The 26,986-nt window shown below is 57.4% G+C and carries 24 protein-coding genes and 1 pseudogene; 12 read left to right on the forward strand and 13 right to left on the reverse strand.

The window, feature by feature from the left end; genetic code table 11:
• The first annotated feature begins 9 nt into the window (after window positions 1-9).
• Together HDE79_RS18625 and HDE79_RS18630 are read left to right on the forward strand one after the other, a co-directional pair.
• Window positions 10-756 (forward strand): AraC family transcriptional regulator, encoded by a 747-nt coding sequence (locus tag HDE79_RS18625; RefSeq protein WP_184604257.1) that lies wholly within the window; start codon window positions 10-12, stop codon window positions 754-756.
• Between the two features lie 465 nt (window positions 757-1,221).
• On the forward strand, window positions 1,222-3,861 hold the full coding sequence (locus HDE79_RS18630) for a phospholipase C, phosphocholine-specific (protein ID WP_184604259.1): 2,640 nt from the start codon (window positions 1,222-1,224) through the stop codon (window positions 3,859-3,861).
• Between the two features lie 162 nt (window positions 3,862-4,023).
• On the opposite strand, the gene HDE79_RS18635 is transcribed toward HDE79_RS18630, so the two are convergent.
• From HDE79_RS18635 to HDE79_RS18670, 8 genes are all read right to left on the reverse strand, one after another.
• The gene (locus HDE79_RS18635) at window positions 4,024-4,323 is read right to left on the reverse strand and encodes a hypothetical protein (protein ID WP_184604261.1); all 300 of its coding nucleotides are present in this window, start codon (window positions 4,321-4,323) and stop codon (window positions 4,024-4,026) included.
• A gap of 2 nt (window positions 4,324-4,325) precedes the next feature.
• Complete coding sequence (locus tag HDE79_RS18640; protein WP_184604263.1) at window positions 4,326-4,658, reverse strand: hypothetical protein; 333 nt, start codon at window positions 4,656-4,658, stop codon at window positions 4,326-4,328.
• Between the two features lie 22 nt (window positions 4,659-4,680).
• Window positions 4,681-5,088: a hypothetical protein gene (locus tag HDE79_RS18645; RefSeq protein ID WP_184604265.1), complete on the reverse strand. Its 408-nt coding sequence runs from the start codon at window positions 5,086-5,088 to the stop codon at window positions 4,681-4,683.
• Window positions 5,089-5,109: 21 nt separating this feature from the next.
• The gene (locus HDE79_RS18650) at window positions 5,110-5,292 is read right to left on the reverse strand and encodes a hypothetical protein (RefSeq protein ID WP_184604267.1); all 183 of its coding nucleotides are present in this window, start codon (window positions 5,290-5,292) and stop codon (window positions 5,110-5,112) included.
• A 477-nt stretch (window positions 5,293-5,769) separates the two neighbouring features.
• Entirely contained in the window at window positions 5,770-6,030 is a 261-nt protein-coding gene (locus HDE79_RS18655) for a hypothetical protein (protein WP_184604269.1), read from the reverse strand.
• Between the two features lie 65 nt (window positions 6,031-6,095).
• The gene (locus HDE79_RS18660) at window positions 6,096-6,746 is read right to left on the reverse strand and encodes a DUF2589 domain-containing protein (RefSeq protein WP_184604271.1); all 651 of its coding nucleotides are present in this window, start codon (window positions 6,744-6,746) and stop codon (window positions 6,096-6,098) included.
• 76 nt (window positions 6,747-6,822) lie between these two features.
• Window positions 6,823-7,362: a DUF2589 domain-containing protein gene (locus HDE79_RS18665; protein WP_184604273.1), complete on the reverse strand. Its 540-nt coding sequence runs from the start codon at window positions 7,360-7,362 to the stop codon at window positions 6,823-6,825.
• Between the two features lie 42 nt (window positions 7,363-7,404).
• Entirely contained in the window at window positions 7,405-7,947 is a 543-nt protein-coding gene (locus HDE79_RS18670) for a glycosyl hydrolase 108 family protein (protein ID WP_184604275.1), read from the reverse strand.
• A gap of 123 nt (window positions 7,948-8,070) precedes the next feature.
• On the opposite strand from HDE79_RS18670, the gene HDE79_RS18675 reads away from it, so the two are divergent.
• A complete protein-coding gene (locus HDE79_RS18675) occupies window positions 8,071-8,463 on the forward strand; it encodes a hypothetical protein (protein WP_184604277.1) in 393 nt (130 codons plus the stop codon).
• A gap of 61 nt (window positions 8,464-8,524) precedes the next feature.
• Here HDE79_RS18675 and HDE79_RS18680 read toward each other — a convergent pair whose 3' ends face one another.
• Complete coding sequence (locus HDE79_RS18680; RefSeq protein WP_184604280.1) at window positions 8,525-9,178, reverse strand: response regulator transcription factor; 654 nt, start codon at window positions 9,176-9,178, stop codon at window positions 8,525-8,527.
• The gene (locus HDE79_RS18685; protein ID WP_184604282.1) at window positions 9,175-9,582 is read right to left on the reverse strand and encodes an ATP-binding protein; all 408 of its coding nucleotides are present in this window, start codon (window positions 9,580-9,582) and stop codon (window positions 9,175-9,177) included. The genes HDE79_RS18680 and HDE79_RS18685 overlap by 4 nt, the downstream gene beginning before the upstream one ends.
• A 519-nt stretch (window positions 9,583-10,101) precedes the next feature.
• On the opposite strand from HDE79_RS18685, the gene HDE79_RS18690 reads away from it, so the two are divergent.
• From HDE79_RS18690 to HDE79_RS18710, 5 genes and pseudogenes are all read left to right on the forward strand, one after another.
• Complete coding sequence (locus tag HDE79_RS18690; protein ID WP_184604284.1) at window positions 10,102-13,404, forward strand: winged helix-turn-helix domain-containing protein; 3,303 nt, start codon at window positions 10,102-10,104, stop codon at window positions 13,402-13,404.
• Between the two features lie 5 nt (window positions 13,405-13,409).
• Complete coding sequence (locus HDE79_RS18695) at window positions 13,410-13,793, forward strand: hypothetical protein (RefSeq protein WP_184604286.1); 384 nt, start codon at window positions 13,410-13,412, stop codon at window positions 13,791-13,793.
• Window positions 13,794-13,848: 55 nt separating this feature from the next.
• Window positions 13,849-14,149 (forward strand): annotated as a pseudogene (locus HDE79_RS18700) (transposase); the annotation flags it as partial.
• A 158-nt stretch (window positions 14,150-14,307) separates the two neighbouring features.
• Complete coding sequence (locus HDE79_RS18705; RefSeq protein ID WP_255488504.1) at window positions 14,308-14,844, forward strand: energy transducer TonB; 537 nt, start codon at window positions 14,308-14,310, stop codon at window positions 14,842-14,844.
• 596 nt (window positions 14,845-15,440) lie between these two features.
• Entirely contained in the window at window positions 15,441-17,108 is a 1,668-nt protein-coding gene (locus tag HDE79_RS18710) for a methyl-accepting chemotaxis protein (RefSeq protein ID WP_184604288.1), read from the forward strand.
• Between the two features lie 46 nt (window positions 17,109-17,154).
• Here HDE79_RS18710 and HDE79_RS18715 read toward each other — a convergent pair whose 3' ends face one another.
• Entirely contained in the window at window positions 17,155-18,951 is a 1,797-nt protein-coding gene (locus HDE79_RS18715) for an IlvD/Edd family dehydratase (RefSeq protein WP_184604290.1), read from the reverse strand.
• Between the two features lie 18 nt (window positions 18,952-18,969).
• Window positions 18,970-20,115 carry an aldose epimerase family protein gene (locus HDE79_RS18720; protein ID WP_184604292.1) on the reverse strand — a complete coding sequence of 382 codons (1,146 nt, stop codon included), beginning with the start codon at window positions 20,113-20,115 and terminating at the stop codon, window positions 18,970-18,972.
• Between the two features lie 516 nt (window positions 20,116-20,631).
• On the opposite strand from HDE79_RS18720, the gene chvE reads away from it, so the two are divergent.
• The 3 genes from chvE (at window position 20,632) to mmsB (ending at window position 24,461) form a co-directional block, all read left to right on the forward strand.
• Window positions 20,632-21,621: a multiple monosaccharide ABC transporter substrate-binding protein gene (chvE, locus tag HDE79_RS18725; RefSeq protein WP_304625085.1), complete on the forward strand. Its 990-nt coding sequence runs from the start codon at window positions 20,632-20,634 to the stop codon at window positions 21,619-21,621.
• Between the two features lie 94 nt (window positions 21,622-21,715).
• Window positions 21,716-23,269, forward strand: a complete 1,554-nt coding sequence (mmsA, locus tag HDE79_RS18730; protein WP_184604298.1) for a multiple monosaccharide ABC transporter ATP-binding protein — start codon at window positions 21,716-21,718, stop codon at window positions 23,267-23,269.
• Window positions 23,256-24,461, forward strand: a complete 1,206-nt coding sequence (mmsB, locus tag HDE79_RS18735) for a multiple monosaccharide ABC transporter permease (RefSeq protein WP_343206002.1) — start codon at window positions 23,256-23,258, stop codon at window positions 24,459-24,461. The genes mmsA and mmsB overlap by 14 nt, the downstream gene beginning before the upstream one ends.
• Window positions 24,462-24,484: 23 nt before the next feature.
• On the opposite strand, the gene HDE79_RS18740 is transcribed toward mmsB, so the two are convergent.
• Window positions 24,485-25,234: a FadR/GntR family transcriptional regulator gene (locus HDE79_RS18740; protein ID WP_184604300.1), complete on the reverse strand. Its 750-nt coding sequence runs from the start codon at window positions 25,232-25,234 to the stop codon at window positions 24,485-24,487.
• Window positions 25,235-25,360: 126 nt separating this feature from the next.
• On the opposite strand from HDE79_RS18740, the gene HDE79_RS18745 reads away from it, so the two are divergent.
• On the forward strand, window positions 25,361-26,920 hold the full coding sequence (locus tag HDE79_RS18745) for an aldehyde dehydrogenase (NADP(+)) (protein ID WP_184604302.1): 1,560 nt from the start codon (window positions 25,361-25,363) through the stop codon (window positions 26,918-26,920).
• Window positions 26,921-26,986: the final 66 nt, after the last annotated feature.

The raw sequence follows: 26,986 nt of genomic DNA on the forward strand, positions 1-26,986 counted from the left end.
TCGAATCGTATGAAGATTTCAGCCGATGAAATAGAACCGCTTTTCGATGCGTTGCCCGACGTTGTGTTTTTTGTAAAAGACGTCGCCGGTCGCTACACGCATGCCAACCTGACCCTGGTCAGGCGACTGGGTCTCAAGCGCCGTGATCAAGTGATCGGCAAGAGCGTGACCGAGCTTTTCCCCTCGACAATGGGCGGCTCATACGCAGCCCAGGACAAGCGCGTGCTCAGCGGCGAACTCATCGAAAATCAGCTGGAGGTTCATATTTTCAGCAACCGTGCGCCAGGCTGGTGTCTGACGTGCAAGCGTCCGCTCATCGTGCGCGACGAAGTGCGTGGCGTCATCGGCATTTCGCGAGATTTGGGACAGCCTGATGGCCGGCACCCGACTTACGATCGTCTGCGTCGCGTACTGAACTACATGAATGAACACTACGCGGAAAGCCTGCGAGTGCGGGCGTTGGCCGAACTGGCGGCGCTTTCGATTGCTCAGCTGGAGCGACACTTTCGGCGGGTATTTCAACTGACTCCGCAGCAGGTACTCACCAAGATACGCATTGAGGCGGCGATGCGTTCTCTTCAGGGCAACGACAGTGTCGCTTCGATCGGCCTGTCTTGCGGATTTGTCGACCAAAGCGCTTTTGCCCGTCAGTTCAAGGCGACCGTGGGCATGACGCCGCGCGACTATCGCACCATGGCCTCGGCGCCCGTTGAGAAAGAGGATCGAACGACAACGGTATCCTCAGCCAAACCTTGAAGATTGATTGCTGATCTTTGCATCCGTCGCTTAAATAATATGCATAGATCAACCGTAATGCGGAGAGCCCTGACGCTTGTCATTGCCGGCGCCACGGCTTGGCGCTCGGGGCGTATAGAGATCAACCTACGGACGATCGGACAATGCTTGACGTGATCATTCGACTGTCAACGCAGCATTAGTCCCACTCATCGACAGTGTTCGCCTCACGTCGAAAGAGGGCGTTAGGCCGATAGATTCTCAAGCGTCATTCACGTACGTAGTAAGAACAGAAATTGCGCAGGGTGAGCACCGATAGAGAACCAGGCTATGGCGAGCCTGATTGCCTGCTGAAAGCAATGTTCCAAACTGAGAACTGGGAACGACAATGCGTCTTCCCTACACACCACTGACCTTTGCTTGCAACAAGTCCCTAGTGAAATGGCGAATTGACGGCATCTTTCAGCCAACGATCTGGAACCTGATATGAGCGAGATCGACGACATCAAGCGCAGGCGCTTCCTGAAGATGACGGCAGGGTCGGCTGGCGCGCTGGCAGCGCTATCGATCTGGCCAGGCCTTATCGAAAAGGCCCTCGCGATCGAGCCTAACAATCCCACCGGCAATGCCAGCCTGGCGGATATCGAACACGTCATCGTGTTCATGCAGGAAAACCGCTCGTTTGATCACTACTTCGGCATGCTCCCCGGTGTGCGTGGCTACGGTGATCCCCGGCCGACACCGATGCCGAGCGGAAACTATGTGTGGTATCAGCCGGAGGGACTGAATCCGAATTCAAGAGGATTCAGCGCGAGTGTGCCCTATGCCGACTGGACCACACCGGTTGGCTGGTACAACACCGATCGAGCGGCGCAATCATCTAGCTATGTTCTGCCGTTCCGGCTCAATCAGCCCGGGAATGTGCAGTTCCAGTACATGACGGATTTGAACCATAGCTGGAAGGCATCCCAGGATACGTGGCGCAACTGGGATACCTGGGTGCCCTTGAAGAGTAGGCAATCGATGGGTTGCCTGAACTCGGATGACTTGCCGTTCTATTACCAGCTGGCAAATGCCTTCACCGTATGTGATGCCTACCATTGCTCGATCTTTTCGGCGACGGATCCCAACCGGTTCTGCCTCTGGTCGGGAACCGTCCCACCGCCGATGAACTTCCCCGACAACTACGGCAGCTGCGGTTACGTTTCCGATATTCAGTGCGATATCAATACCGACATCACACCAGCGATGTACGGACAATCTCCGCAGGCGAAGAGTGCCGCCGTTGCTGCCGGTATTGCCGACTGGAAGACCTATGCAGAAACGCTGACGGACAACAGCATCACCTGGAAGATCTATCAGGAGTACGACAACTACGGTGACAACTATCTGCAGTACTTCAAGAACTTTCGGATCGACAACAGTGGCACGCCGATCGACAAGTCGAGTGATCCGTATTTCCAGTCGCTGTATCAGCGGGGACGCGTTTTTGCCGCCGCTTCGGGCAAGACGGGCGATGCCATCATCGCCGAATTCGCCAAGGATGTTGCCGCAGGCATGGAGCCGGACAATCCTGCACTTGGCACGGTCAAATCCGGACTTCCGCGTGTTTCATGGATCGTGGCCCCTTACCAATTCTGTGAACACCCGAGTGCATCACCGGGTGATGGCGAGGCCTTCACCGCTCGGCTGCTCAACGTACTGGTCAATGACCATCCCGAAGTTTTCCAGAAAACCGTCTTCCTGTTGATGTACGACGAGAACGATGGCTATTTCGATCATGTGCCGGCGCCGATTCCCGCCATCAGCGCACATTACGGAGCGATGACGCTGGCCGATGCCGGCGCAGCGGAGAACTATGCGTCGGTCCCGGTTGGGCTGGGTCCCCGTGTGCCTATGTTGATCGTCTCTCCGTGGACAGTGGGCGGGAAGGTGTACTCGCAACTTTGCGATCACACGTCCGTACTGCAGTTTCTGGAGCAGTGGTCGATCGCAAAAGGGCTCGGAACGGAAGACGCTGCGCACGGAAGTACTCGGTGCCAAGGTATTTCGAACTGGCGCAGGTCGGTCTGCGGTGATCTGACCGAAGCGTTTGACTTCATGCGAATGTCCGCAAAGCCGATCAACACGGTCACGACGTTCAAGAACGGCACGACTCAAGCTGCCGTGCCCAATCCCCAGGTGTTTCCGATACAAACACCGCTGACACGATTGGCATGCCGGTTAGGCTATGCCTTTTCTGCCGTTAGCCAGGTAGATACAGACAGCCTTGCGCTTTTCTTCGCCAACACGGGAAATGTCGGCGTTGCCTTGATCGCCTATTCGAAACCGATGTCGGGCAATCAGGAGCCATTCCACTACACGATCGAGGCGGGCAAGTCATTGCTGGCGAAGCCGCCGATGTCTGTCGGGGACGATGGTTTGTACGACTTGGCGGTGTATGGTCCCAACGGTTTCTTGCGTGAGTTCCGCGGTGATGTGAATACGATCGTGCCGTCCGGGCGGGTACCGGAAGTCACCACATCGCATCATGCCTTGCACGGCAATATTCTTATCAAGCTGGACAATCGAGCCAGTTCGAGTGCCAGCGTCTTTCAGCTGACGGACAACGCGTACTACGAGAACGACCCGATCCAGCTTAGGGTCGATGCAAGGTGCGAGCGAACGGTCGAATGGCGGGGCAGCTCTGGCTGGTACGACGTCAGTATTCGGCTGGCAGGCGACGCGGTCTATTTCAGACGTGTTGCCGGATGTGTACAGCAGTTGCTGCGCAGCCTGACGACCGACCCGGCGATTGGTAATACCCAAATTTTCGGGGCGTTGTTCTCGATTCAAGGCGATGCCTACAGCACGCTACGGTTCGACTATGCCGTTCCACCTTGGCACCATCGGCCGAAGAACTGGCTCGGCGTATATCCGGCAGGCGCTGAACCTACGAAGGCGAACCTGTTGCAGTGGGTCTACGCGCCACGCGGGGTAGGTTCGGTGATGTTGTCTGCCTCGGGTAGCACGCCATTGCAGCCCGGTCGATACGATGTCTGGTATTTCTTTGATGATGGATACACGACTCTCGGGACAGAACCGGTGTCGCTCAGGATCCGAGAGTCTGCTCACGATCTCGCGTAGATCTTCGACAATGGTTGGACGGGGCAGGGGGTCTGCCTCGATCGATCTCTGGGTAGATTTCAGAGCCTGTTTACGATCTCTAACAGGCTCTTAGGGAAGTCATCGCGGCGAAAAGATGCTGCTCACGCTAAGACAACGACCTTGTACTGGGTGTTGAAGAATTTAAATTGGATTCGGGCTTGCTGCATGGCTTTGCGAGTTCAGTGTCCGCCAAGTGCAACGCATCATCAGTGCCGAAGTACCGATATTGACAATGACTTCGCCTGGCCAGATATCTCCGTAAACGAAGTTCCCGAGGTTGCATAGCGCAGCGATCATGCCCAAGGCGTTAACGCTCCCGCCGGTGGCGATCAGGGCGCAGAAGATGCGGACCAAACGAGACATGCGTCGTCCGGTCAGTATCCACAATCCGCAGGCGGTCATGATCAGGCTGCAGCCGAGATTTACGATCATCAGTGTCATGGTTATTTCCTCTCTTCAGTGCCGGCGATACGGTCGATGATGCGGTTGGCCAAGGCTTCGCCACGGCTATCGATGAGCTTCTGCGCCAGCTCGGCGAGCTTCAGCCCGAAACAGCCGATAAAAAACGAAATGCCGGCGTTGACCTCTGGAGGGGAGGTCGAAAAGAAGTGCCGTTCCAGGGCTGGTGCAAGGAACGTTGCCATCAGGGCGCCACAGCTCACTTGAGCAAGTGCTCGCCCTCGCGAAGATGCCCCATTGCTGAGTGCAACGGGTAGAAACGCCCCGCCGACACCGGCGAGTAGAAGCCAAAATTGCGTGAGGAGGCTTGAATCCATGGCACATCTCCGGTCAATGTGGTCAATGTGCAGCCTGGGTGGGCGTCAGGGTACCGGTCCACGCAGCCTTTTTGTTCTTCAGCGACAGGGACAGAGCGGTAGCCGATGGGGTGCTCACGAGTAGTTCGCCGGGATAAAGCCCTTGGCAGAACTGACCACCATTGACCGAGGGCTTGAACGTGTAGTGGCTGCCGTCTTTATCCGCCTCGAGGAAGCTGGCATCGATGCTGCAGTTGAATGGCTCATCGAAATGCAGGCTGGCGAGCTTCGGGTTGAAGTTAGCGTCGACATGCACGCGAGCTGTGTCGGAACGTATGACGCCATCCCATCTGCCCGCCGGCGCCGGTGCTTGTTGCGATAACACGTTCCCGCAGACGCAAAGCAGCAGAGCGGCGACCATGGCATGGGACTTTAAGTTGAAACGGAACATGGGAATCTCCTGGTGTGTTGGCTAGTGGTGGATAAAGGCCATAAGCAAGGCAGTTAAGACGACGAGTACGGCAATCAGGCTGACTGACAGAGCTACCTTTGACCAATGGAAGGAAGGCTTTTGCAGCTGAAGCTCGGCACCAAGGCATTCGACCAAGGCCGCTTCAAACGCTGGGGATAGACTCAGATGTTTGAGGCGTTGCATGGCTCAGTTTCCAGTGGCTCGTGGAATGGCAGGCATGGTGAGAAAATGTCCATTGATTTCTACCTGCGGCTGCCATCCATTCGCAGACAGATACGAGATGCGCACATGATGCTGGGGTCTGCGCAACAGCCAAAAAAAACGAGGTCTGTCCAGCGACATGGTCAGTTCGCGTACCGTCTGGCCGCGTCGCTTGCGAAAATGTATGGTGCAATCGAACTCGACTGACATCATCGCGATGCTCGGGATACGCCGGTCGCGGAAAAGGTTCAGTGGTATCGCGATAGGTGAGCAAGGCGCGTTGGCAGCGGGGCTTTCGGGTATGTCTACGCGCAAGACATGCTCGCTCGAGTCCGGTAGTTTTCCGGTCGCTGCGAAGAGCGCTTCGCGACGTCGGCGGATAGCTGCATTGGCGCCGACAACCGCGTCTTGCACGGCACAGAGCAGCGTGTCGAAGGTACATGTCGTCATGGCGTGCCCTCAGTTCTCTTGTAACCAGATGGGCTTGCGTGGAAAGCCGACGTGATAGCAGAGCCACTGCAAGACGACCTGGTGTTCGCCGATCTGCAGGATCGTGAAGCTCTTTTCGATACCGACAATCGTTCCCTTCGGCGTATCGGTGAGACAGCGGTTGAGTAGCGCACGCGCCTCCTCGACCTGGGCTTCGGAGCGCATCTGGTTCGGGTTGTCGCTGCCGACTACGACACGTTTGATGTATTTGACGTCGCTGAGATCGAACATGGGATGATCCAGGTGAGGATGAATACGCGGCGTCGTCTCGACGCCGCGCATCAAAGGCAGAGATCTCAGGGAACCTTCTTGGTGTCGTCGGCCACGGCAACCGGGGCGCTGATGCGACGCGGTACGCACGCGGTCTGGAGAATGTCCATGACGCGAGCCAAACCTTCGGGCATACCCTTGTCCTCGGCATGCACGGCTACGTGATACTTGGCCGAGTTGTCCGAGCTGCGCGTGTTCTCCTTGTGCGTAGCCACCGAGCCGGCCACATGGACCTTGGCGGAAAATACGCCCCAACCGATCGACATATCGGCCGAGAACTCGCCCTTCTTGTCTTCCGATTCGGCCTGCGAGAACGACGACTTCACTTCCATATCGAAGGTGATGTCGACGGTGGAGATGCTCAGGTTCGGCACCTTCACAATGGCCAGCAACGGCACTTCCAGTTCGACCTCTTCTTCGGCAATGCCACCGGCGCCAGGCGTTGGATTGTCGACCGGACGCTTGAACTTGAAAGTTGCAGTGCGGGTACCGCCGACAGCGTTCGGGTCGGTACTGCCTGCTGCGGGTGGTAGAAAGCCGATGATCTTGATGAAGTCGGCAGTGGCCTGAGCCAGTTTGACTTGTGCTTCGCAGGCAGCGTTAAGCGGCCCTCCGATGAGATCACCCATCGGCAGACCCTTGAACTGACTGGACATGTTGACGAGTTCGTCAGCCATGATATTTACTCCCTTTACAAGTTGATATGGCGCGACGCACGAGATGGAGCGTCACGGTTCATCCATAAGACGATGTTCAATCGCCTGGTTTGAACGTCTGGAAGACCCCTTGGGTCTGCGCGAGGTGGTTCATCAAGCGCGCGGCTCCATCAGTGGGCTCGCTGCCTTCGACGCGGAGTACCACGTGGACCGAGCCGCCTTTGCGATTCGGCGCACCGACTGCGGTATCGACCTGAAGAGCGCGCTTGCCTGGTTGTGGTTTGACACGCCAGCCGCGTGTTTCGTCATCTGAAGGCGTGCCGGCTGTGCTGCCGGTGGTCAGTTCGTCATCGACGAGGCTGCCAAGGTCCGCATCGAACGTGATCTCGACGTCCTTGATGCGCAGCACGTTGGTCGAGACCAGCGGCAAGATCGGCGCGCGGTAAAGATCTTCGTCGCCTTCATTGGCGTTCGGATGCAACGACGGCATTCGGATGACGACGCTTTTGGGTCGGTTGTCTTCGTCGAAGAAGTCGCTCAGGTGCGACATCTGATGCTGCTCGATACGATCCTGCGCATCGGTCACCGCACCGGCGATCGCTTCGATCAGGTCGTTAAGAGAAGTCTGGGTTGCCATGTGCCATGTGCTCCAAGATGCGAACGTCGATGCGGCGAGGTGTCAGGCGCCCAGGTCGGGGAAAGAGTCGACCCGGTTAAGCCAGCCCTTGAGGAATTTCTGCAAGGCAGGACGCTGCGCGACCAGGTTGCGGTAGTAGTCCGCCCGGTATTGCTTGAAGCGCGCATACACGGTCTTCTGGTCGATGGCTCGCAAGGCTGCAAGCGTGCCGTTGCCGATGGACCCATCCACCTGGAGCGGTGGTGTCGTGCCAAGATCGTTCAGTACTTGCTGCAGCAGTTTCGCGGAGCGATTACCCGCGTTGACCTGGAAGTCGAACACGATATTGGCGAGCGGCTGCAAGCTGATCTGATCGCCTTTGATCGGGTCCCAGTACAGTGCCTTGTAGATCACGCCGGCTTGGTCGTCGCTCAGTGCCTTCAGTGCGTCAAGCGTCGGCGCAATATTGAGCAGCCGCTGAGCGCATCCCTTGAACGTTCCAAGCGTGACGCCCTTATTGGTCGCACCGCCCGGGTCTGCCGGATCGTTGACGAAGCCACCTTCGTGCTGCAGCAGTGTCGGAAAAAAGAGTTTGAAGTCAGCCATGGCGTGTATCCCGGAGTGCGGATTCGAAGCCGGAAGCGCTATGCATCCGGTGACGTCACTATCGCCATCACTCACGCCGCGCAGCATCGGGAAAATGCTGATTGCACCGTTCCATTTTCCTGATTGATCGTTCCCGATCCGCTCTATATCGAAATCGCCACCGACCTTCTGAGGGAACGCGCAGTCAGCACGGCTTTTCCTCAGGTGCACGCTGATCTCATTCTTGCGACCAAAGAGGCGTTAGCCAGCCGGCAGAACGAGCGTCGTCGCGCGGCGGTACGTGACGCATTGCTGGATTTCGTCGAGGTACTGGCGAACCGGGCAGCATTTGAAATCGGCAACGGCCCAAACATGAAGGTCTGGCTTCGCTCCGCTAAGAGGGAAGGGATCCACGCAAACTCGATCCAGGATATCGAACGCGGGATGGGCTTCAGCCATGCAGCAGTCGACAGGGCTTTTTGCAAGTCGTCCGACCTGATCGCGCTGCAAGCTTGCACGCCAGAAATCCTGCCCTGAAGAAATGCCACCATCGTCCACGTAGTGCGTGGACGATGGTCTGGCATGCTAGATATCCAGCCTAGATATCCAGCGTGGTCAGGCCCTCGCGCAAGGCGTAGCGCGTTAGTTGCGCGATGCCATGCAGGCCGAGTTTAAGCATGATGTGTTCGCGATGCGTGCCCACGGTTTTTACGCTGACATGGAGGCGCTCGGCGATGTCGCGTGTGGAATAGCCTTCGGAAAAAAGTTGCGTGATCTCGCGCTCACGTGTGCTGAGTTCGATGCCGTCCATGACTTTCGGTCGGACTCGTGTGCGACACGTATCCACAAGCACATGGGCAACGTCGCGACTGACGTAATAGCGCGAACTCAATACTGTCTCCATCGCTTCGATAAGATCTGCAAAGGCGCAGCGCTTGAGCACATAGCCGTGCGCGCCGGCGTCGAAAGCTGAACGAACCCAATGGGGTTCTTCGTGCATGGACACACAAATCAATTTTGTTTGTTCATCATGAGCGGCAATGCGTCGCGCGGCCTCGATGCCGCTGAGTCCAGGCATCGAACAGTCGAAAATGACCAGGTCAGGTTGTTCGCGCAAGGCAATGCGCACGCAGTCGCGGCCATCGCCTGTGCAGCCGATGACTTTGAATGTCGGATGCTGGGCGATCAATGCCGCGATGCCTTCGCGCAGCAATACGTGGTCGTCAGCCAGAAGAACGCTTCGAGGCTTCATGACTGGCTATACGCAAGCGAGGTGTCGACATCATGCAACGGCAAGTCCAGCGCAACACGGGTACCACCACCGGGCCGCGTTCGAACATTCAGATTCCCTTTTTCTCGAGCTACCTGGTGACGCAGACTGCGCAATCCGAAATGCTGGCTGTCGCTCATCGTGGCTGCACCGATGCCGTTGTCGTCGACTTGAATATGCAACGTATGGTCATCACACCACACGCTCAGCTGGATATGCGTTGCAAAGGCATGCCTTTGGGCGTTACCCACCAACTCGCAGATAGCCCGCGGTGCGAGTGGCGCCGCATGGATGGTGAATTCCGCAAGCTTGGGATGCAGGATGCGCTCCAGTGGATATGGTGCCCAGGGACTGACGGTCAACGCATGCACTATGGTCGCGAGCAAGGAGCTGGTGCCTTGCGCTGTTTCAAGCCCCTGTGTGATCTCCCGTATCGACTGCGCGGCGCGTTCCAGGCTAGTTCGCAGTTGACTGAGCAACTCATGTAGCTCGGGTCTTGTCGCACGAATAACGTCAATTTGAAGGATGCCCAAGGCCAGCCATTGACCAGCCTCATCATGCAAGCGCAAGGCTACGGGATTCAATTCCGGGTCAACGAGCGATCGTCGGGCGAGCAGGTACTTCGAACACGGGCGCAATGTGGATTTTGGGCGGGTCTTGGTAGATCTGAGGCCAGACGGTAGGTGGCGCATGGAGGGCATCCGCAATCAGGAGGCATGACCGTCGCGCTTGATGCGCGCCCACGTCCTTCCGAAAACCTTACGGTTGCACTTGGCCTTGCCGATCAAAGAGTTATTGCTGTTGAATGCGAATTGCAAAGTAGTATGGATTTTCGCGATTGACGGTTTGACTGTCTTGCCTCACCGCGTTATCACTGCGCGCCGGGGTCCAGGGGTGGAATCGCGATGTCGGTCAAGGGAGATGCAGCATTTTTCAGCTTTGGCGACTGGATCGCGCGTCCGGCCCAGCGATCGCTGGAAAGGGGGAAGGAGCGCGTCGTACTCGAACCCAAATTGATGGATGTACTGACCTATCTCGCCGGTACAGGCGGTGCGGTGGTCAGTGCCGAGCAACTGCTGATCGATTGCTGGCATGGGACCTTTTACGGTGACAACCCTGTCCACAAGACGATAGCTCTGCTGCGCAAGGCGCTGAAGGACGACGCAAGAACGCCGCGTTATATCTCCACGGTGCGCAAACGTGGCTACCAGGTCATCGCCGAGGTCGCTTTTGCCGATGAGCGCCTGCGGGGTTCGCCGTCAATGCATACCTGGACCGAGGGTTCGCCCTTTCGAGGCCTGCTGCCGTTCGATGCTCAGCATGCCAAGTTGTTCTTCGGACGGGCCAGGGCCACCTCGGAGCTCCTGGCTGCACTGCGTGCACAGTGGAATGGTGGATGTGCCTTTGTTCTTGTGACAGGCCCAAGTGGAAGCGGCAAATCATCGTTGGTGCATGCCGGGGTTATCCCGTCACTGCTTCGAGAAGCCGGTAGTGGTGGTATCCGGGCTGTTGCTTCGACCAGCTTTGCGGCCAGATCGCAAGGCCTATCGCCGCACGAGGCACTGGCCGCCGCCATGACGCGCTGGGAAGTTTCCGGTCGCCCAATCTTTCTCGACGTGGAACGAAAAGCACTCGCCCTTGCGTTGCGGGAGGACATGTCAAGTGTTCTCGACCGTATTGCCTATAGCCTCCACCATGGCACGCAAAAGCGCGATGGAGATGCCGTGCTTCTTGTGGTCGAGACGCTCGAAGCGTTGCTAACGTCTCCGGAAGTTACCTCTCCTGAAAGCTCGGCCTTTATCCAGGCACTGGCAGAACTCGCGAAAAGCGGCCATGTCATGGTTTTGGCGTTATGCCGAAATGACTTCTATCCACGGCTGATGGAAATCCCCGAGCTACTCGCTCTCAAGCGTGGTGGTGGCCTTTACGATGTCCCGATGCCGACCGAGGGCGAAATTGCGCAGATGATTCGCCTGCCCGCGCTTGCGGCAGGGTTGTCCTTCGAGCGCGATGCGGTGACCGAACGACAACTGGATGATGCACTGCTGGAGAGTGCGTGTCGCCGACCTGGGGCGTTGCCTCTGCTTCAATACACCTTGCAGGCCCTCTACGAGCTGCGTAAAGCCAATGGTCTGCTGACGTTTACGGCCTATCAGGAACTTGGCGGGTTGGAAGGCGCCCTTGCGCGGCAAGCGGAAAGCGCGTTTACGCGACTCGATGTCAGCGCCGTTGATGCCTTTACATCTGTCTTGCAGCGTCTGGTCGCGGTGAGCAGCGACAGTGATGAGGTTACGGCGTGCACGGTACGTTGGAGCGATCTCGCCGATCAAGCGCAACGTCAGGTCGTGCAGCATCTGGTCAACATGCACCTCCTCGTCAGCCTGCTTGCAGGAGAAGAGCCGTGTTTCACGGTTGCACACGAGGCCCTGCTGCGACACTGGCCTCGTGTGGCAGACTGGGTCGAATCGCACCGCACGATGTTGCGCTCACGTGCGCGCATCGCGGAAATGGCGCGGCGCTGGCTTAACGAAGGACGGCGCCAGGAACACCTTCTGCCGCGTGGTCTGCTCTTGGCCGATGCGCGGGCTCTCTATCACTCTGTTTCGCCACCACTCATCGGTGAGCAACGTCTTTTCGTGCGCCGCAGTCTGCGTGGGGCGCGCATAAGAACCATGCTGCTCGTCGCTACGTGCACGGTCATCGGGACGCTGGCGGCGCTTTCGTCGTTGGCGACCATCGCGGCGCGGCGCGCTGAAACGAGTGCGGAGCAGCGACGTGCGGATACCGAAGATCTGCTCGACTTCATGCTGGGCGACATGCATGAGCGACTTGATGCCTTGGGTAGGCTGGATCTGCTCGATGCAGTGACCGAACGTGCCATGGTAGTTCTCAGTCATGGATGGCAAACGGGCGAGCCGGATGATGTGCTGCGGCAGGCACGTGCTTTACGCGAAGTCGGAGAAATTCGTTTTACCCGAGGGGATCTTGAGTCCGCCCAAAAAGCCTTTGGTTCTGCAGACGCGAGTCTGCATTTATTGTCCGCACACTATCCGAGAATTCCCGCGATTTATGCCGAACTTGGAAAGCTGGATTTCTGGCGCGGTCAGGTCGCGGCGCGGAGAAATCACCCTGACGAAGCTTATGTTGCGTGGATGGCTTACCTTGCCGATGCCGAACAACGTGCAGCATTGGAACCCGCAGCATCTGACGCTTGGCTGGAACTGTCCTATGCGAATAATTGCCTCGGTACCCATGCCCTTCAAGTCGATCGACTGGACGAAGCTGTCACGCGTTTCAATCAATCGGTCGCATTGAAAAAGCGCATCCTTTCAATTCACGCGACGGATCACAAGGTATCCCTGGAACTTGCCGATACGTTGAGTTGGCTGGCATTGGCCGAACAACAGCAGGGTAACTTGCGTCTGACGCTCGCCACACTCAAAGCCGAGAGGCAAGCTGTGCTTGCGGGGCGGGAAACGGGTCCTCCGACAAATTTATGGCGATATCGCAATGCTCTTGCAGACCTTCATGTCGCCAAGGCAGAAGCCGACCTGGGTTTTGCAGCTCAGGCCGCCATGGATTACTCGGACGCAACAGCGAGCTTCAGCGAGCTTGTAGACGAGATTCCAGACAACCAGAGTTGGCAGCGTGATCTTGCCTATGCTTTATTGCAGCAGGGTTGGCTGGCTTACGGAATGAACAATCCGCGCCTGGCGTTACGCAAACTATCAGAGGCTGAGGACATATTGCGGAGGCTGCTGGCGGTTGACCCCAAGGTCGCTGATTGGCATATCTTGCTGGCCTTGGATCACAATTACCAAAGTGTTGTCCTGTTAGGGCAAGGTCAAACAACCAAGGCAAGCAGACTGATAGCCGCTGCATGGAAAGACATGCCAGCGCAAGGTAATGCGAAAGCCACAGTTTCAGCACACGTGATGGGAGCGATACTCGATGTGACATCGAGTGAAACTGCGGCGGCGAGCGGGGATCGTGTCGCCATGAGTGCCTACTTGTCTGACGTCATCAAGAACCTGGAACCGCGTATTCTGACCAGCTACGATCCAAGATTGCTCGACCCCTACGTGCGCGCTTCTATTCTCATGGGACATCGTAACGACGCAAGCGTTTATCTACAGCGACTGAACCACTCCGGGTACCAATTACCCATGTTCGAGTCGTATCTAATAACCAGTCAGTCGAGGCATTGAACAACATGAATTCCAGTTCTTCTCAAATCGACGTAACGCTCACTGTCAAGGATAGCCTGCTCGGTGACGGCAACACCGGCGGTGGTCGTTACAACTATACGTTTGACCCGGATTTGATCCACGTGACGGAACACGATACCGAGATCGTTTATCGGTTGGCTAAGGAAGATCAACCGCGGTTTCGCATCGTTAATTTATATTCGACCGATACAAGGGACCAGTTAGATGAATTGGAAATTCGCGAGGACGGCGCCGAGTTGAAAATTGTCCATCGAAATACCTACCAACAACTCACTGTCGTTTCGTTGCTTGTACATGACACAAAACATGATCACCCCGTCAACTGTGATCCGCAGGTAACGAACGACCCGCCACCTGTGGGTCCTTGACGACGTCCCCTCGGTATTGAGTAGCGTCCGATCCCATAACGCAAGGAGATCGGACGTGAAGAAGCGTTTTTCGGAAGAACAGATCATCGGCTCTCTGCGCGAAGTGGAAACCGGGATTGGCATGAAGGATATTTGTCGACGTCACGGCTTCTCCGAAGCCAGTTATTACCTGTGGAGCAGCAAGTCCGGCGGCATGACGCTGGCCGAAGCCAAGCGAATCAAGGGACTGGAAACGGAGAACGCACGGTTGAAGAAGCTGCTGGCCGAGTCGCTGTTGGAGATCGAGGTCACCGGGGAAGTGCTGAGAAAAAGTGGTGACTAGACCGTTACGGCGACTGACGGTGCGGCAGATGATGAGTACTGGATTGTGCATCTGGCGCTGGCGAGGTGTACCTACCTCGGCTTCGTACGCCGATGCTTCATCACAATGCAACAAAGCCTAACTAGTTTGGTTGACTGCCGAGGACCTCTTTAAAGAGATGCCTGAGATGCAGTCAAATTTCATGTAGGTGTCATGTCTCATATCCTTGCTAGCGACCGCCGTAAGCGAATCATTCTCTTGTCCGGCGTTTTCGTTGCTATCGTGCTGATAGCCGGCGTCCTATGGCATCTGCATGCGTCCTCTAAAGCAAGCGAGGAAAGCGCCGTAACCGACGAATCGAATGGCGTTGGCGTTCTACTCGGCCTTGCCGATAGCGCATTCCATGACCACCGGCTAGTCGCGCCGGCGGGAAGCAACGTATACGAATTCTATCTAAGCGTCCTGGAGCTCGATCCTCACAATAAGCCGGCACTCGAACGCCTTCACACGGCCTTCGAACCAGCTTGCCAGGAGGTAGAGCAGACGATCGCCAAAGGGGACTTGGACGAGGCGGAGCGCGAGTTGCGCTTGTTGCATGATTACGGCACACAGGAGGGTGTTGAAAGCGACAATTACAAGGTCGCACTCCTGGGCTCATATCTCTATGCCCAACGTAATGTACTGACTCGCAAACACGAGGCGGAAGCGTTACAGATTCAGGAAGGTCATACGGCAGCCTCCGCGAATTAGTTCCTGGTTCTTCGCGCTTGGCACAATCCACTCGTTTCGACGGATCACGAGAATTTGCTCGGAAATGAATGGACACGTTCAGTCACTTCACTGCCTCAGAATGACAAGGAGGATGTCATGGCTGATTTATACGCTGGTGCTCTCGAAATCTCGGAGCTCTATCGTGTTGACGCAATATGTCCATCCTTCGAAATCTGGATTGCTGCGGATTGTTGAACATGGGCATCGATGGCGAACACTGCTTGAAGAGTGCGAAGTCGGGCGGCATGAAACCGCCGAAATGGCGCTAACCACTCTCCGTCATTGGTGGCCAGAGGCACGCCTTCCCGCATCGCTTCTGGAGTGGAGGTATCTGCCAGGGTCGAATTGGAGCTATTCACGAAAATCACCGAACACCCGCAAAGAAAAATGCTTGGTGGGGTAGGGATGAGGCAGTCATAGACGGAAGTGCCTACATTCCCGGGGCAGTCCACAGTGCATGAAGGTTTAATCGCGTGCCGGTTGTCACGATGCGACTTTGCTGCGAATGCCGACGAAGTCACCTTAAGCAAGTGCTCTGACATGCCGATACCACTGGCATGACCGAGGAGTTGTGCATGCGTATCACTGTCAAACTAAGAATTATTGCGACCATGGCTGCAGCATTTTTTATCGCTATTGCAGTAGGCACATTTGGCCTGTGGTCTCTTGAGCGGACTCAAGCGGATTTAAGCTCGATGTACCGCGAGCAGTTGATGCCTATCGTTCATCTCGGCGAGGTCAGAAATCTCATTTTCTTGGACCGCACTGCTCTGAATCAGGCATTGCTGGCCGGCACGCCCGACGCGGCTGCAACAGCTGATGGCCGCATCAAGACCCATATGGCGGAAATGGACAAGCATTGGTCGGCCTACTATCCCGCATTGGTTAACAGCGATATCGAAATGTCACAGGACAAGACATTTATCGCCAAGCGGCTGCAGACTCGCGATCTAATCGCGCAAGAGCTGAAGCTGCTTAATTCCGACCAGCATGAAAAGGCCAGTGATTTCATGTTGCATTCGGTGGAGTCGAGCTTCGACGAAGAGACGTCGCTCATCGGAAAAATCGTCGATGAAAACGTACGGCAGGCGCAGCAGGCGTCCGCCGATTCGTCAGCTCGCGGACATCGGACCGTTATCATCACACTTCTCGTACTGGTTGTTGCTGCCATGCTCGTGCTCTTTTCGGGGATTGCCCTGACGCGTGCGGTGATGAAGCCGCTGTTGCGGGCGCGAGGTCTGGCCGAGCGCATCAGCAGAGGAGAGCTTAACGAGGCGTTGGTTATCACCGGACACGACGAGTTGAGCGATACGCTTCGCGCGCTTAGCCAGATGGATACTCAGCTCACGGCCATCGTGGCCAAGGTTCGCGACAACGCGTCGGATGTAATGCATTCGGCCAGGGATATTTCGGCAGGAAATGATGATCTTTCCAGCCGCACCCAGGAGCAGGCGTCTTCCCTGGAGGAAACAGCCACATCAATGGAAGAGATGACGGCAACCGTCAAACAAAACGCCGAAGGTGCCGGACAAGCGCAAAACATTGCAACATCGCTGCGCAGTGATGCAATCGCCGGCAGAAAGATCGCGGTCGATGCCAGCAGTGCCATGGAACTCATTACGGAGGCGAGCCGAAGCATCAGCGAAATTGCCGTGCTCATTGACGAAATTGCTTTTCAGACCAACTTGCTTGCTCTCAACGCAGCGGTCGAGGCAGCACGCGCTGGCGATCAGGGCAGAGGATTTGCGGTAGTCGCCACCGAGGTCCGGTCCCTCGCTCAACGCAGCGCGAGTGCTGCGAAGAACATCAAGTCCTTGATCAACGACACTGTGGAGCGGGTCAGCGTTGGCGCAGAGCTGGTGCGAAAGGCGGGTCATTCACTGGAAACCATACAGACCGGCGCCACCAGAGTGTGCGATATCGTCAGTGAGATCGCCGCTGCCTCGGTTCAGCAGTCCTCCGGTATCGAACAAGTCAACGATGCTGTCACAGCCCTTGATCAGGTCACGCAACAAAACGCCGCGCTGGTCGAAGAGGCAAGCGCGGCGAGTCGGCTGGCGCTTGAGCTGACGCAGGAACTCGTGCAGCAGATGGCGTTCTTCAAGATTGCCGGGATAGCGGAAGAGGCTGCATCAAGAATCAAAGTCCGGGCATTGGAGAAAGTAGAGAGGCCGAACACGAATGAACAAGTACACCGACTTCAACCGGTCAAACTGATGCTAGATACAGCCAGCGAATGGTGAGGATTTCAAGTGCCGCGCGCCTTGGGATGAATATAGATCGGCGTGGTTAGTGATTGTCCCGAGGCAGACCTTTGGTCTGTGCGATCCTCTGATACTTTTCAGAACCCTCGAGGATCGCTCCGGTCTCCATCTGACCAACGGTGCTGCGCTGAATTTCTTGCCATGGCGTTTGTGCGGCGGGGAAGGGATAACCACCGGCCTCGCTGAGCGCGCGCCGGCGCTCAGCGAGTTCGTCCCCGATTATCAGTACGTTGGCGGTACCCCTACCGAGGTCGATGCGGACTCGATCGCCGGTGCGGATGAGTGCCAGCCCGCCCATCACTGCCGCTTCGGGGCTGGCGTTGAGGATGGATGGCGATCCCGATGTGCCCGACTGACGTCCGTCTCCGATGCACGGCAAAGCATGGACTCCCTCGCGGATAAGATAGGCGGGGGGTCTCATGTTCACGACCTCGGCTGCACCAGGGTAGCCAACCGGGCCAGCGCCTCGCATAAACAGTAGCGTGTTAGTGGTGATGCCGAGTGCTGGATCGTCGATGCGGCGGTGGTAATCCTCCGGCCCATCGAACACAACCGCAGGTCCTTCAAACGCATCAGGATCATCCGGATTACAAAGATAACGTTCGCGGAATTCAGGACTGATGACGCTGGTCTTCATGATCGCGCTGTCAAACAGATTGCCTCGCAGGACGATGAAGCCGGCGTTTTCCTTCAGCGGGTCGGCGAACGGGCGGATGACGCGTTCGTCCTCATTAATTGCATCGCGGCAATTGTCACCAATCGACTTGCCGTTGGCAGTAATCGCATCTTCGTGAATCAAGCCTTGTTTTATCAGCTCCGCTACCACTGCCGGAACACCGCCAGCATGATAGAAATCCTCGCCCAAGTACTCGCCAGCGGGCTGCAAGTTGACCAAGAGAGGTACCTTGTAGCCGTGCGTCTGCCAATCATCGATCGATAAATCAACGCCGATATGGCGGGCGATTGCTGCGAGATGAATCGGTGCGTTCGTTGATCCGCCAATGGCTGAATTGACGACTATTGCATTTAGAAACGCCTCACGCGTCAGAATGTCAGACGGTTTCAGGTCCTCCGCAACCATTGCGACAATGCGCTTGCCGGTATGGTAGGCAACTTCCTGCCGGTCACGGTAAGGCGCGGGGATCGCAGCGGAACCTGGCAACTGCATGCCAAGCGCCTCCGCCAGGCTGTTCATGGTTGTTGCGGTTCCCATCGTGTTGCAATAGCCGGTGGATGGCGCGGATGAAGCGACAAGCTTGATGAAGCCATCTTCATTGATTGCGCCCGTCGCAAGTAGCTCACGTGCTTTCCAGACGATGGTTCCCGAACCCGTGCGCTCGCCTTTGTGCCAGCCGTTGAGCATGGGTCCGACCGATAAGGCGATCGCAGGAATGTTCACCGTCGCCGCCGCCATTAGACAAGCGGGCGTGGTTTTGTCGCAGCCGATCGTCAGTACCACGCCGTCGAGCGGGTAGCCGTAAAGCACCTCGACCAACGCGAGGTAGGCAAGGTTGCGATCCAGGCCCGCAGTCGGACGCTTACCTGTTTCCTGGATCGGATGGACCGGGAACTCCAGCGCGATACCCCCCGCTTCGCGGATGCCGTCCCGTAGTCGTTCGGCCAAGACGAGGTGATGGCGATTGCAAGGTGATAGATCGCTGCCGGTCTGCGCGATTCCGATGATCGGCTTACCTGAGCGTAACTCTTCAAGGGAAAGGCCAAAATTCAGGTATCGCTCCAGATAGAGCGCAGTCATGTCGATATTGTCGGGGTTGTCGAACCATGCGCGCGAACGAAGCTTGGGTTGGGCGGTATTTGTCATGGGCGGGCTGCAGATCACTCAGGGAAGCGTGGAAAGACGGTAAATCATGACGTGCACGTAGGGCTTGCCCGGATCGACGCGGGCCGAGACAAAACCGGGCTCGTTTGGCGCGTCGGGGAATTTCTGCGGTTCCAGCGCGACGCCGTCACCCATCCGGTAGACATGGCTGTGCTTGCCAATGAACGTACCGTCGAGAAAGTTGCCGGTATAAAACTGCACGCCTGGCTCGGTACTCAGTACCTCCAATACGCGGCCGGAGGTGGGATCTTCCAGCCGCGCGGACAGCTCCGGCGTTTTGGTGACGCCCTTGTCGAGCGCAAAATTATGGTCATAGCCGCGACCGAAAATGATTTGCTCATCGCGACCATCGCGAAGGCCTTCGGCGATGACGCGAGGGGTGCGGAAGTCGAACACTGTACCGGCGACCGGACGCAACTTGCCGGTCGGTATGAGCGTTGCATTGACCGGCGTGATAGCGCTCGCCGGAATGGTGAGGCGCTGATTCATCGCGCCATCCGGAGCGCCCTCGCCGGCAAGATTGAAGATGCCATGGTTCGTCATGTTGACGATGGTCGGCTTATCCGTTTTCGCCTCGAATTTGATGCCGAGGTCGCCCTTCTCGTCGAGCGTATAGGTCACGGTGGCATCGAGATTGCCGGGATAACCCGAATCGCCATCCGCGCTGCGATGCGCAAGAACGACGCTGGCCACGGGGCCGCTTTTTACCGAAACGATTTTCCACAAGGCTTTATCGAAGCCATTGCCGCCGCCGTGCAGGCTGTTGGTCTTGTCGTTGAGCGGCAGCTGGTAACTCTTGCCGTCCAGCATGAATCGACCACCAGCTATGCGGTTTGCATAACGCCCGACGGTCACACCAAAGAAATTGGGATGATCGACATACGAACTCAGATCGTCGTAGCCGAGGATGACATCGGCTGGCTTGCCGTTCCGGTCGGGTGCGACAAGTGACTGCAGGGTGGCGCCGTACGCGAGAATCCTCGCCTTGATGCCGTGAGAATTACTCAGTGTAATAGCGTCAACGCTGGTGCCGTCCTTCAGCTGGCCTGCTGCAGCGCGACTTGCTTCGGCTGCTAAAACGTGTTCATTCGACAGAAACAACGCGGCGAAAACGACTAAAGAGGTGATCTTAAGCTGCATGTTCATATCTACTCCTATCGGTTCGAGAGGCGGCCGTTGACGCACGTTGGTTGCGTCGATAGTCTATTACTCAGACAAGATAAGCCATGATACGCGCTGCAGTAAAGAATTTCCCCCCGTCATCGACATCCACCGAGAGGCGATCTCAATCTCCACGTGCAACGCCCCGCCACAATAAGTAAGGTGCGATGTTGAAAAGCTGCAGGACCCGAGTCTGGACGAACGCATCAGCGTCTACCGGCTTGCAGCCCGGATCTAAGAGTTATCAAAAAAACTGGCCGCTTGTGCCCAAGATGGCGGCAGGGAGTCCGTACCCGGACAATGCGGATTCATCAACACCACACAGATGAAGATGTCCAGAAATCAACTGAAAGGTAACCCACAGTGAAGGCACGCAAACTACTGATCGGCATCGCAACGATGGGACTCGCGTTCTCGCTCGCCGCCTGCTCCGGCGGACGCGGGGGCACGGATACAACGACCGCATCATCCGATAACAAGGGAGCTCTTGTCGGAGTAGCCATGCCGACCAAGGTTTCCGAGCGTTGGATCAAGGATGGCAACGCCGTCAAGGACGACCTCGAAAAGCTCGGCTACAAGGTCGACCTCGAGTACGCCGACAACAAGATTCCACAACAGGTTCTTCAGGTGAGCAATATGATCACCAAGGGCGCGAAGATCCTGATCGTCGCGTCAATCGATGGTGGTTCGCTCAGCGACCAGCTCGATGCGGCAGCAAAAGCCGGTATCAAGGTCATCTCCTATGACCGCCTGCTCACCGGAAACAAGAACGTCGACTACTACGTCTCGTTCGACAACTACAAGGTCGGCGTCGACCAGGCGACCAGCCTGCTCACCGGCCTCGGATTCATCGATGCTGACGGAAAGAAGACTGACAAGAAGGGCCCGTTGAACGTTGAGCTCTTCGCTGGCAGCCCGGATGACAACAATGCAACGTTCTTCTTCAACGGAGCGATGGATACCCTCAAGCCGTACATCGCCGATGGGTCCATTGTCGTCAAGAGTGGTCAGACCGGCTTCACCCAGGTCGCCACGCTGCAGTGGGATCCGGCAACCGCCAAGGCTCGCATGCAGAACTTGATCGCGAAGTCCTATTCGGACGGGGCGACCCTCGACGGCGTTCTCTCGCCGTACGACGGCCTGTCGATCGGTATCATCTCGGCTCTGCAAGGTGCCGGTTACGGAACGTCCACCAAGCCGCTGCCGGTCATTACCGGACAGGATGCCGAGGCCGCAACGGTCAAGTCGATCATCGCCGGCCAGCAGTACTCGACCATTTACAAGGACACGCGCCAGCTCGCCGACCAGGCCTCTGTCATGGCTAACGACATCCTGACCGGCAAAAAGCCGGAAACGAACGATGACAAGACCTATAACAACAAGGTCATCACCGTTCCGACTTACCTGTTCCAGCCGACCGTGGTCACAAAGGCGAACTACCAGAAAGTACTCGTCGACAGCGGTTACTACACGGCGGCGCAACTCCAGTAGTTTCGCTTATCGACCAGCGCTGGCCGGCGGCTGACCCGCCGCCAGCGCTGTTTCGTTCATCCACACTCTTCTATCTAAGGAAGAAGCAGAAAACGTGACGACCAACATTCTCGAGATGCAGAGCATCACGAAGACGTTTCCGGGCGTCAAGGCTTTGCAAAACGTCTCGCTCGGTGTCAAACGCGGCCATATTCATGCCATCTGTGGCGAGAATGGCGCAGGTAAATCAACCCTCATGAAGGTGCTCAGCGGCGTGTATCCCGCGGGCAGCTTCGACGGCCAGATCGTTTTCGAAGACGCGAGGGTCGATTTCAAGAACATCAACGATTCCGAGGCCGCTGGCGTCGTTATCATTCACCAGGAACTCGCGCTCAGTCCGTACCTCTCCATTGCTGAGAACATCTTTCTCGGCAATGAGCAACAGACGAATGGCTGGATCGACTGGAACAAGACCAACCTCGAGGCATCCAAACTCCTCGCGCGGGTGGGCCTCAAAGACAATCCGATCACCAAGATCACCGACATCGGCGTTGGCAAGCAGCAACTTGTCGAGATCGCGAAGGCGCTTTCCAAGCGAGTGAAGCTGCTTATTCTCGATGAGCCGACGGCCGCTCTCAACGACGAGGATTCGGCGCATTTGCTCGAGCTGATCAAACAGCTTCAGAGCCAAGGCATCACGTCGATCATCATTAGCCACAAATTGAATGAGATCAAGGCGATCGCCGACGAGGTGACGATCATCCGGGATGGACGCACGATCGAGACCCTCGACATGCATGCGGACGAAATAACCGAAGAGCGGATCATCAAAGGAATGGTCGGGCGCGAGCTCGAGAGTCGATACCCGGATCACACTCCGACGATCGGCGAGGAACTGTTGCGCGTCGAACACTGGAACGTGTTTCATCCGATCGACACGTCCCGCCAGATCGTCAAGGACGCCTCGATCTCCGTCCGAGCTGGCGAAATCGTCGGTATTGCCGGGCTTATGGGGGCAGGGCGCACCGAGCTTGCGATGAGCCTGTTCGGCAAGAGCTACGGCGTGAAGATCAGCGGAAAGGTCTTCAAGCGTGGCGTCGAAATCGATACGGGCACCGTGTCGAAGGCGATCCAGCATGGCATTGCCTATGCGACAGAAGACCGCAAACGCTACGGACTCAACCTCATCGACGACATCACCCGTAACGTGTCGGGATCGGCGCTCGGCAAGCTCGCGGGAATGTTTGGTTTCGTCGACGACCACAAGGAGGCGACGGTTGCCGGCAAGTACCTCAAGAGCTTGAACATCAAGGCGCCGAGTGTCGACTCGATCACCGGAAAACTGTCGGGCGGAAACCAGCAGAAAGTCGTGCTGTCGAAGTGGATGTACGCTGACCCCGAGGTGCTCATTCTCGATGAGCCGACGCGCGGTATCGACGTCGGCGCCAAGTACGAGATTTACACCATCATCAATCGGCTTGCCGACGAGGGCAAAGGCGTGATCATGATCTCGTCGGAGCTCCCGGAGCTCCTCGGCGTGTGCGACCGCATCTACACCCTCGCCGAGGGACGCATCACAGCAGATGTTCCGCGCTCGCAGGCGACCGCCGAATTCCTTATGCAGCACATGACAAGAGAGCGGGAGAAGTGCACCAGTGACAACGTCTAACGAATTGACGAAACCCGTCAGCGAGGCGAGGAGGGTACTGAGCTATCTCACCGGCCAGCTTCGCCAGGTTGGCCTGTTCACCGCTCTGATCGTGATCGTGCTGTTTTTTCAGATAACGACCCACGGCATCACGCTACGCCCGATCAACGTTTCCAACCTCGTCATCCAGAACAGTTATATCCTGATCCTTGCGATCGGCATGGTGATGGTGATCATTGCCGGCCACATCGATCTCTCCGTTGGTTCGGTGGTGGCGTTCGTCGGCGCCATGGCCGGGGTGATGATCACCGAGTGGCACATTGCGTGGCCGATCGCGATTGTGCTGTGCCTGATCCTCGGTGCGCTCGTTGGTGCCTGGCAGGGATTCTGGATCGCGTACTTCCGAATACCTGCCTTCATCGTCACTCTTGCCGGCATGCTGGTGTTTCGCGGGGCAGCGCAGATCGCGCTGCAAAACCAGCAGATATCGCCCTTCCCGGAGGCTTTTCGTCGGCTGGGATCCGGTTTTCTGCCGAGCTTCGGAACGAGTGGCTACGAGCCGCTTACGCTCGGTCTCGGTGCGCTCGCCTCGATCGTGCTGATCTTCGGCTCGCTTCGCCAGCGTTGGGCGCGCCACAAGTACGGACTGGAGTCCGAGCCGCTCTGGTGGTTCATTCTCAAGCTGGCCTTTGGCTCATTCCTGATCATCTATATCGCCTTTTTGCTGGCGAGCTACAGCGGAACCCCGATCGTTCTGGTGATCCTCGGTTTGCTCATCGTCGTCTATGCGGCGGTCATGGCGCGCTCCGTCTTCGGTCGTCATGTCTATGCCATCGGCGGAAACCTGCACGCGGCGGCCCTCTCCGGCGTGAAGACCAAGCGGGTCACCTTCCTGCTGTTCGTGAACATGGGCGTGATCTCGGCTCTCGCCGGGCTTGTCTTCACTGCCCAGTTGAACCTCGCGAGCCCGAGCGCCGGATCTGGTTTCGAGCTCGACTCGATCGCGGCTGTATTCATCGGAGGCGCCGCCGTCACAGGAGGCATCGGTACCGTCACGGGAGCCATCGTCGGTGGACTCATCATCGGACTGCTCAACAACGGCATGTCGATTCTCGGCGTCGGCACCGAATACCAGTCCTTGATCAAGGGACTCGTCCTGCTGGCTGCCGTGGCATTCGACGTCTACAACAAGCGTCGCACCGGCGGTCGCTGAAAATGGGCTTGTAGCGAAGTAGCCTACGGCTGCATCGACTGGCGCGTATCTTCCAGCGCCAGTTCCACCAGCACCCGCATCGCCTCGCTGGCGGCGGCCGAGTCGCTGGCGGCAATCGCATCAAGCACCCGGCGATGGTCAGGGATGGGATTGCGGGGCAGGGCTCGCTGGCGGTGCTTGAACTGCGTTGTCCAGCTCACTGCAGCGCACACGCTGGCGCTGAGCACGATGAGCGCATCGTTGCCGGTGGCAAGCAGAATGGCGTTGTGAAAATCGCGATCGGCGAGTCGGCCTGCTTCGCTGGCGAGCGTGTGCCGGGTCATGCCGGCCAGTGCATCACGCATGCTTTTGAGGGCGGCCTTGTCACGCCGCTCCGCAGCAAGTGCTGCCGCGGCAGGTTCAACGATCGCGCGAAGTTCGAACAGGCTGCGGACAAAGGCAATATCAGGTTGCCCCGCAAATGCCCAGCCTAATACCTCCGGGTCGAGCAGATTCCAGCGGTTTCTCGGTAGAACGCGGGTACCCGCCTTGGGTCGACTTTCAACCAATCCTTTGGCGGCAAGAACCTGAATCGCCTCGCGGTACGCGCTCCGCGATACGTCCAGTAATTCGGAAAACACGATTTCTCCGGAGAGCACGTCACCCGGAAGATATTCACCGGCCAGGATCGCGGCACCCAGCTTATGGGCAATCGCGCCGTACAGGCGTCGCCCCGTCCCCCGCGGCTCCCGGACAGGCTTGATGGGTTCTGTTGGCGCGGTCGTTTTGCTCAAGAGCTCATCCCTTCGTAACCATCAATGGCTTGCTTACCCGAGGGTCTCAGGAAAGCCGCCGGCATTGCAAAGCAAGCATACGCGACTTAATCTATTTGTCTGAGTAATTAATTGTGGTGAAACATAATGTTGAACGACGACAAGACCCAGCTGACCGGTGACAAGAAAATTGAGTTTCGCTCGATAGATGCTGTAACCGGTCAGCCCTTTGGCTCAGTTTTCGAAACGGACGGAATCGCCGAGGTCAAAGCCGCTTGTTTGGCTGCGGAGGCCGCGTTCGAAGCATACCGTGCGACTGATGCCGAAGCCCGGGCCGTTTTTCTCGAACGTATCGGTGCTGAAATTCTAGCATTGGGCGACGATCTGATAGTGACCGCGATGCGGGAAAGTGGCCTCACACGTATACGTCTTGAAGGAGAGCGTGGCCGCACCGTAACGCAGCTCAAGCTGTTTGCCGGTGTGCTGAGGCGCGGCGACTGGATGGGTTTGCGCATTGACCCGGTAGCGTCTGGTTCGACACCGTCGGCACGAAACGACCTGCGGTTGCGGAGAATTCCGCTCGGACCAGTTGCGGTGTTTGGTGCGTCGAATTTTCCGCTCGCTTTTTCAACGGCCGGTGGCGACACGGCTTCTGCGCTCGCGGCAGGCTGTACGGTCATCGTCAAGGGCCATCCCGCCCATCCTGCCACCGGCGCGATGGTCGCCGGTGCCATACATGACGCGGTGAAGGCCAGCGGCCTGCCGCCGGGTGTGTTTTCGCATCTGGTTGGCCCGGGCATCGAACTGGGCGCTGCGCTGGTCAAGGATCCCGCGATTACCGCGGTAGGCTTTACCGGATCGCGTGCTGGTGGCCTGGCGCTGGTCAAACTGGCGCAAGCCCGCGATATTCCCATTCCCGTTTACGCGGAGATGTCGAGCATCAATCCCGTGCTGCTGTTGCCAAAGGCACTGCGCGCGCGCGGTGCGCAGCTTGGTGCAGCCTTTGTCGGATCGTTGACCATGGGCGCAGGGCAGTTTTGTACCAATCCAGGCCTGTTGCTGGCGATCGAGGGCGACGGACTTGATGCTTTCGTATCGGCTGCCACTGAAGCTATTTCCGCGGTTGCTGCGCAGACGATGTTGACCGGTGCAATTCACTCCGCCTACGAACAATCCATCAATACGCTTCAGCACCATGACAATGTACAGGCCATAGCCCAGGGACCCGCCGGCGATGGCGTCAACGACGGTCGCGCCACGTTCTTTTCGACCAGCGGTCAGTCGTTTTTGTCCGACAAGGCGCTTGGGCAAGAGATATTCGGCGCGTCTTCATTGCTGGTTCGCTGCGCTGATGAAGCGGAACTGCAGTCGGTATTGGCGGCGGCGGAGGGACAGCTGACAACGACGCTGCAGATGGATGACGGAGATACCGAAATGGCCGCAGCGCTGATTCCGTTGTTGGAGCGAAAAAGCGGACGCATTGTGGTCAACGGCTGGCCAACCGGTGTGGAGGTTACCCATGCGATGGTGCATGGCGGACCGTATCCGGCGACCTCCGATGGACGTTCTACCTCAGTGGGCAGTCTTGCCATCGACCGCTTTCTGCGGCCGGTTTCCTATCAGAACTTCTCGCCCCGATTGCTGCCCGCCGTGCTACGCGATGACGCCGGCTCACCGCGACTGCTGGACGGGATCCCGACTCACTAGATTAGCGCTACGTATCCCATGCCTTACCGCGCTCCGGAAACCTGCGAGTGCCGCAACCCTATGAAG

This window comes from Rhodanobacter sp. MP1X3 (genome assembly GCF_014207165.1).
Classification (GTDB): Bacteria; Pseudomonadota; Gammaproteobacteria; order Xanthomonadales; family Rhodanobacteraceae; genus Rhodanobacter.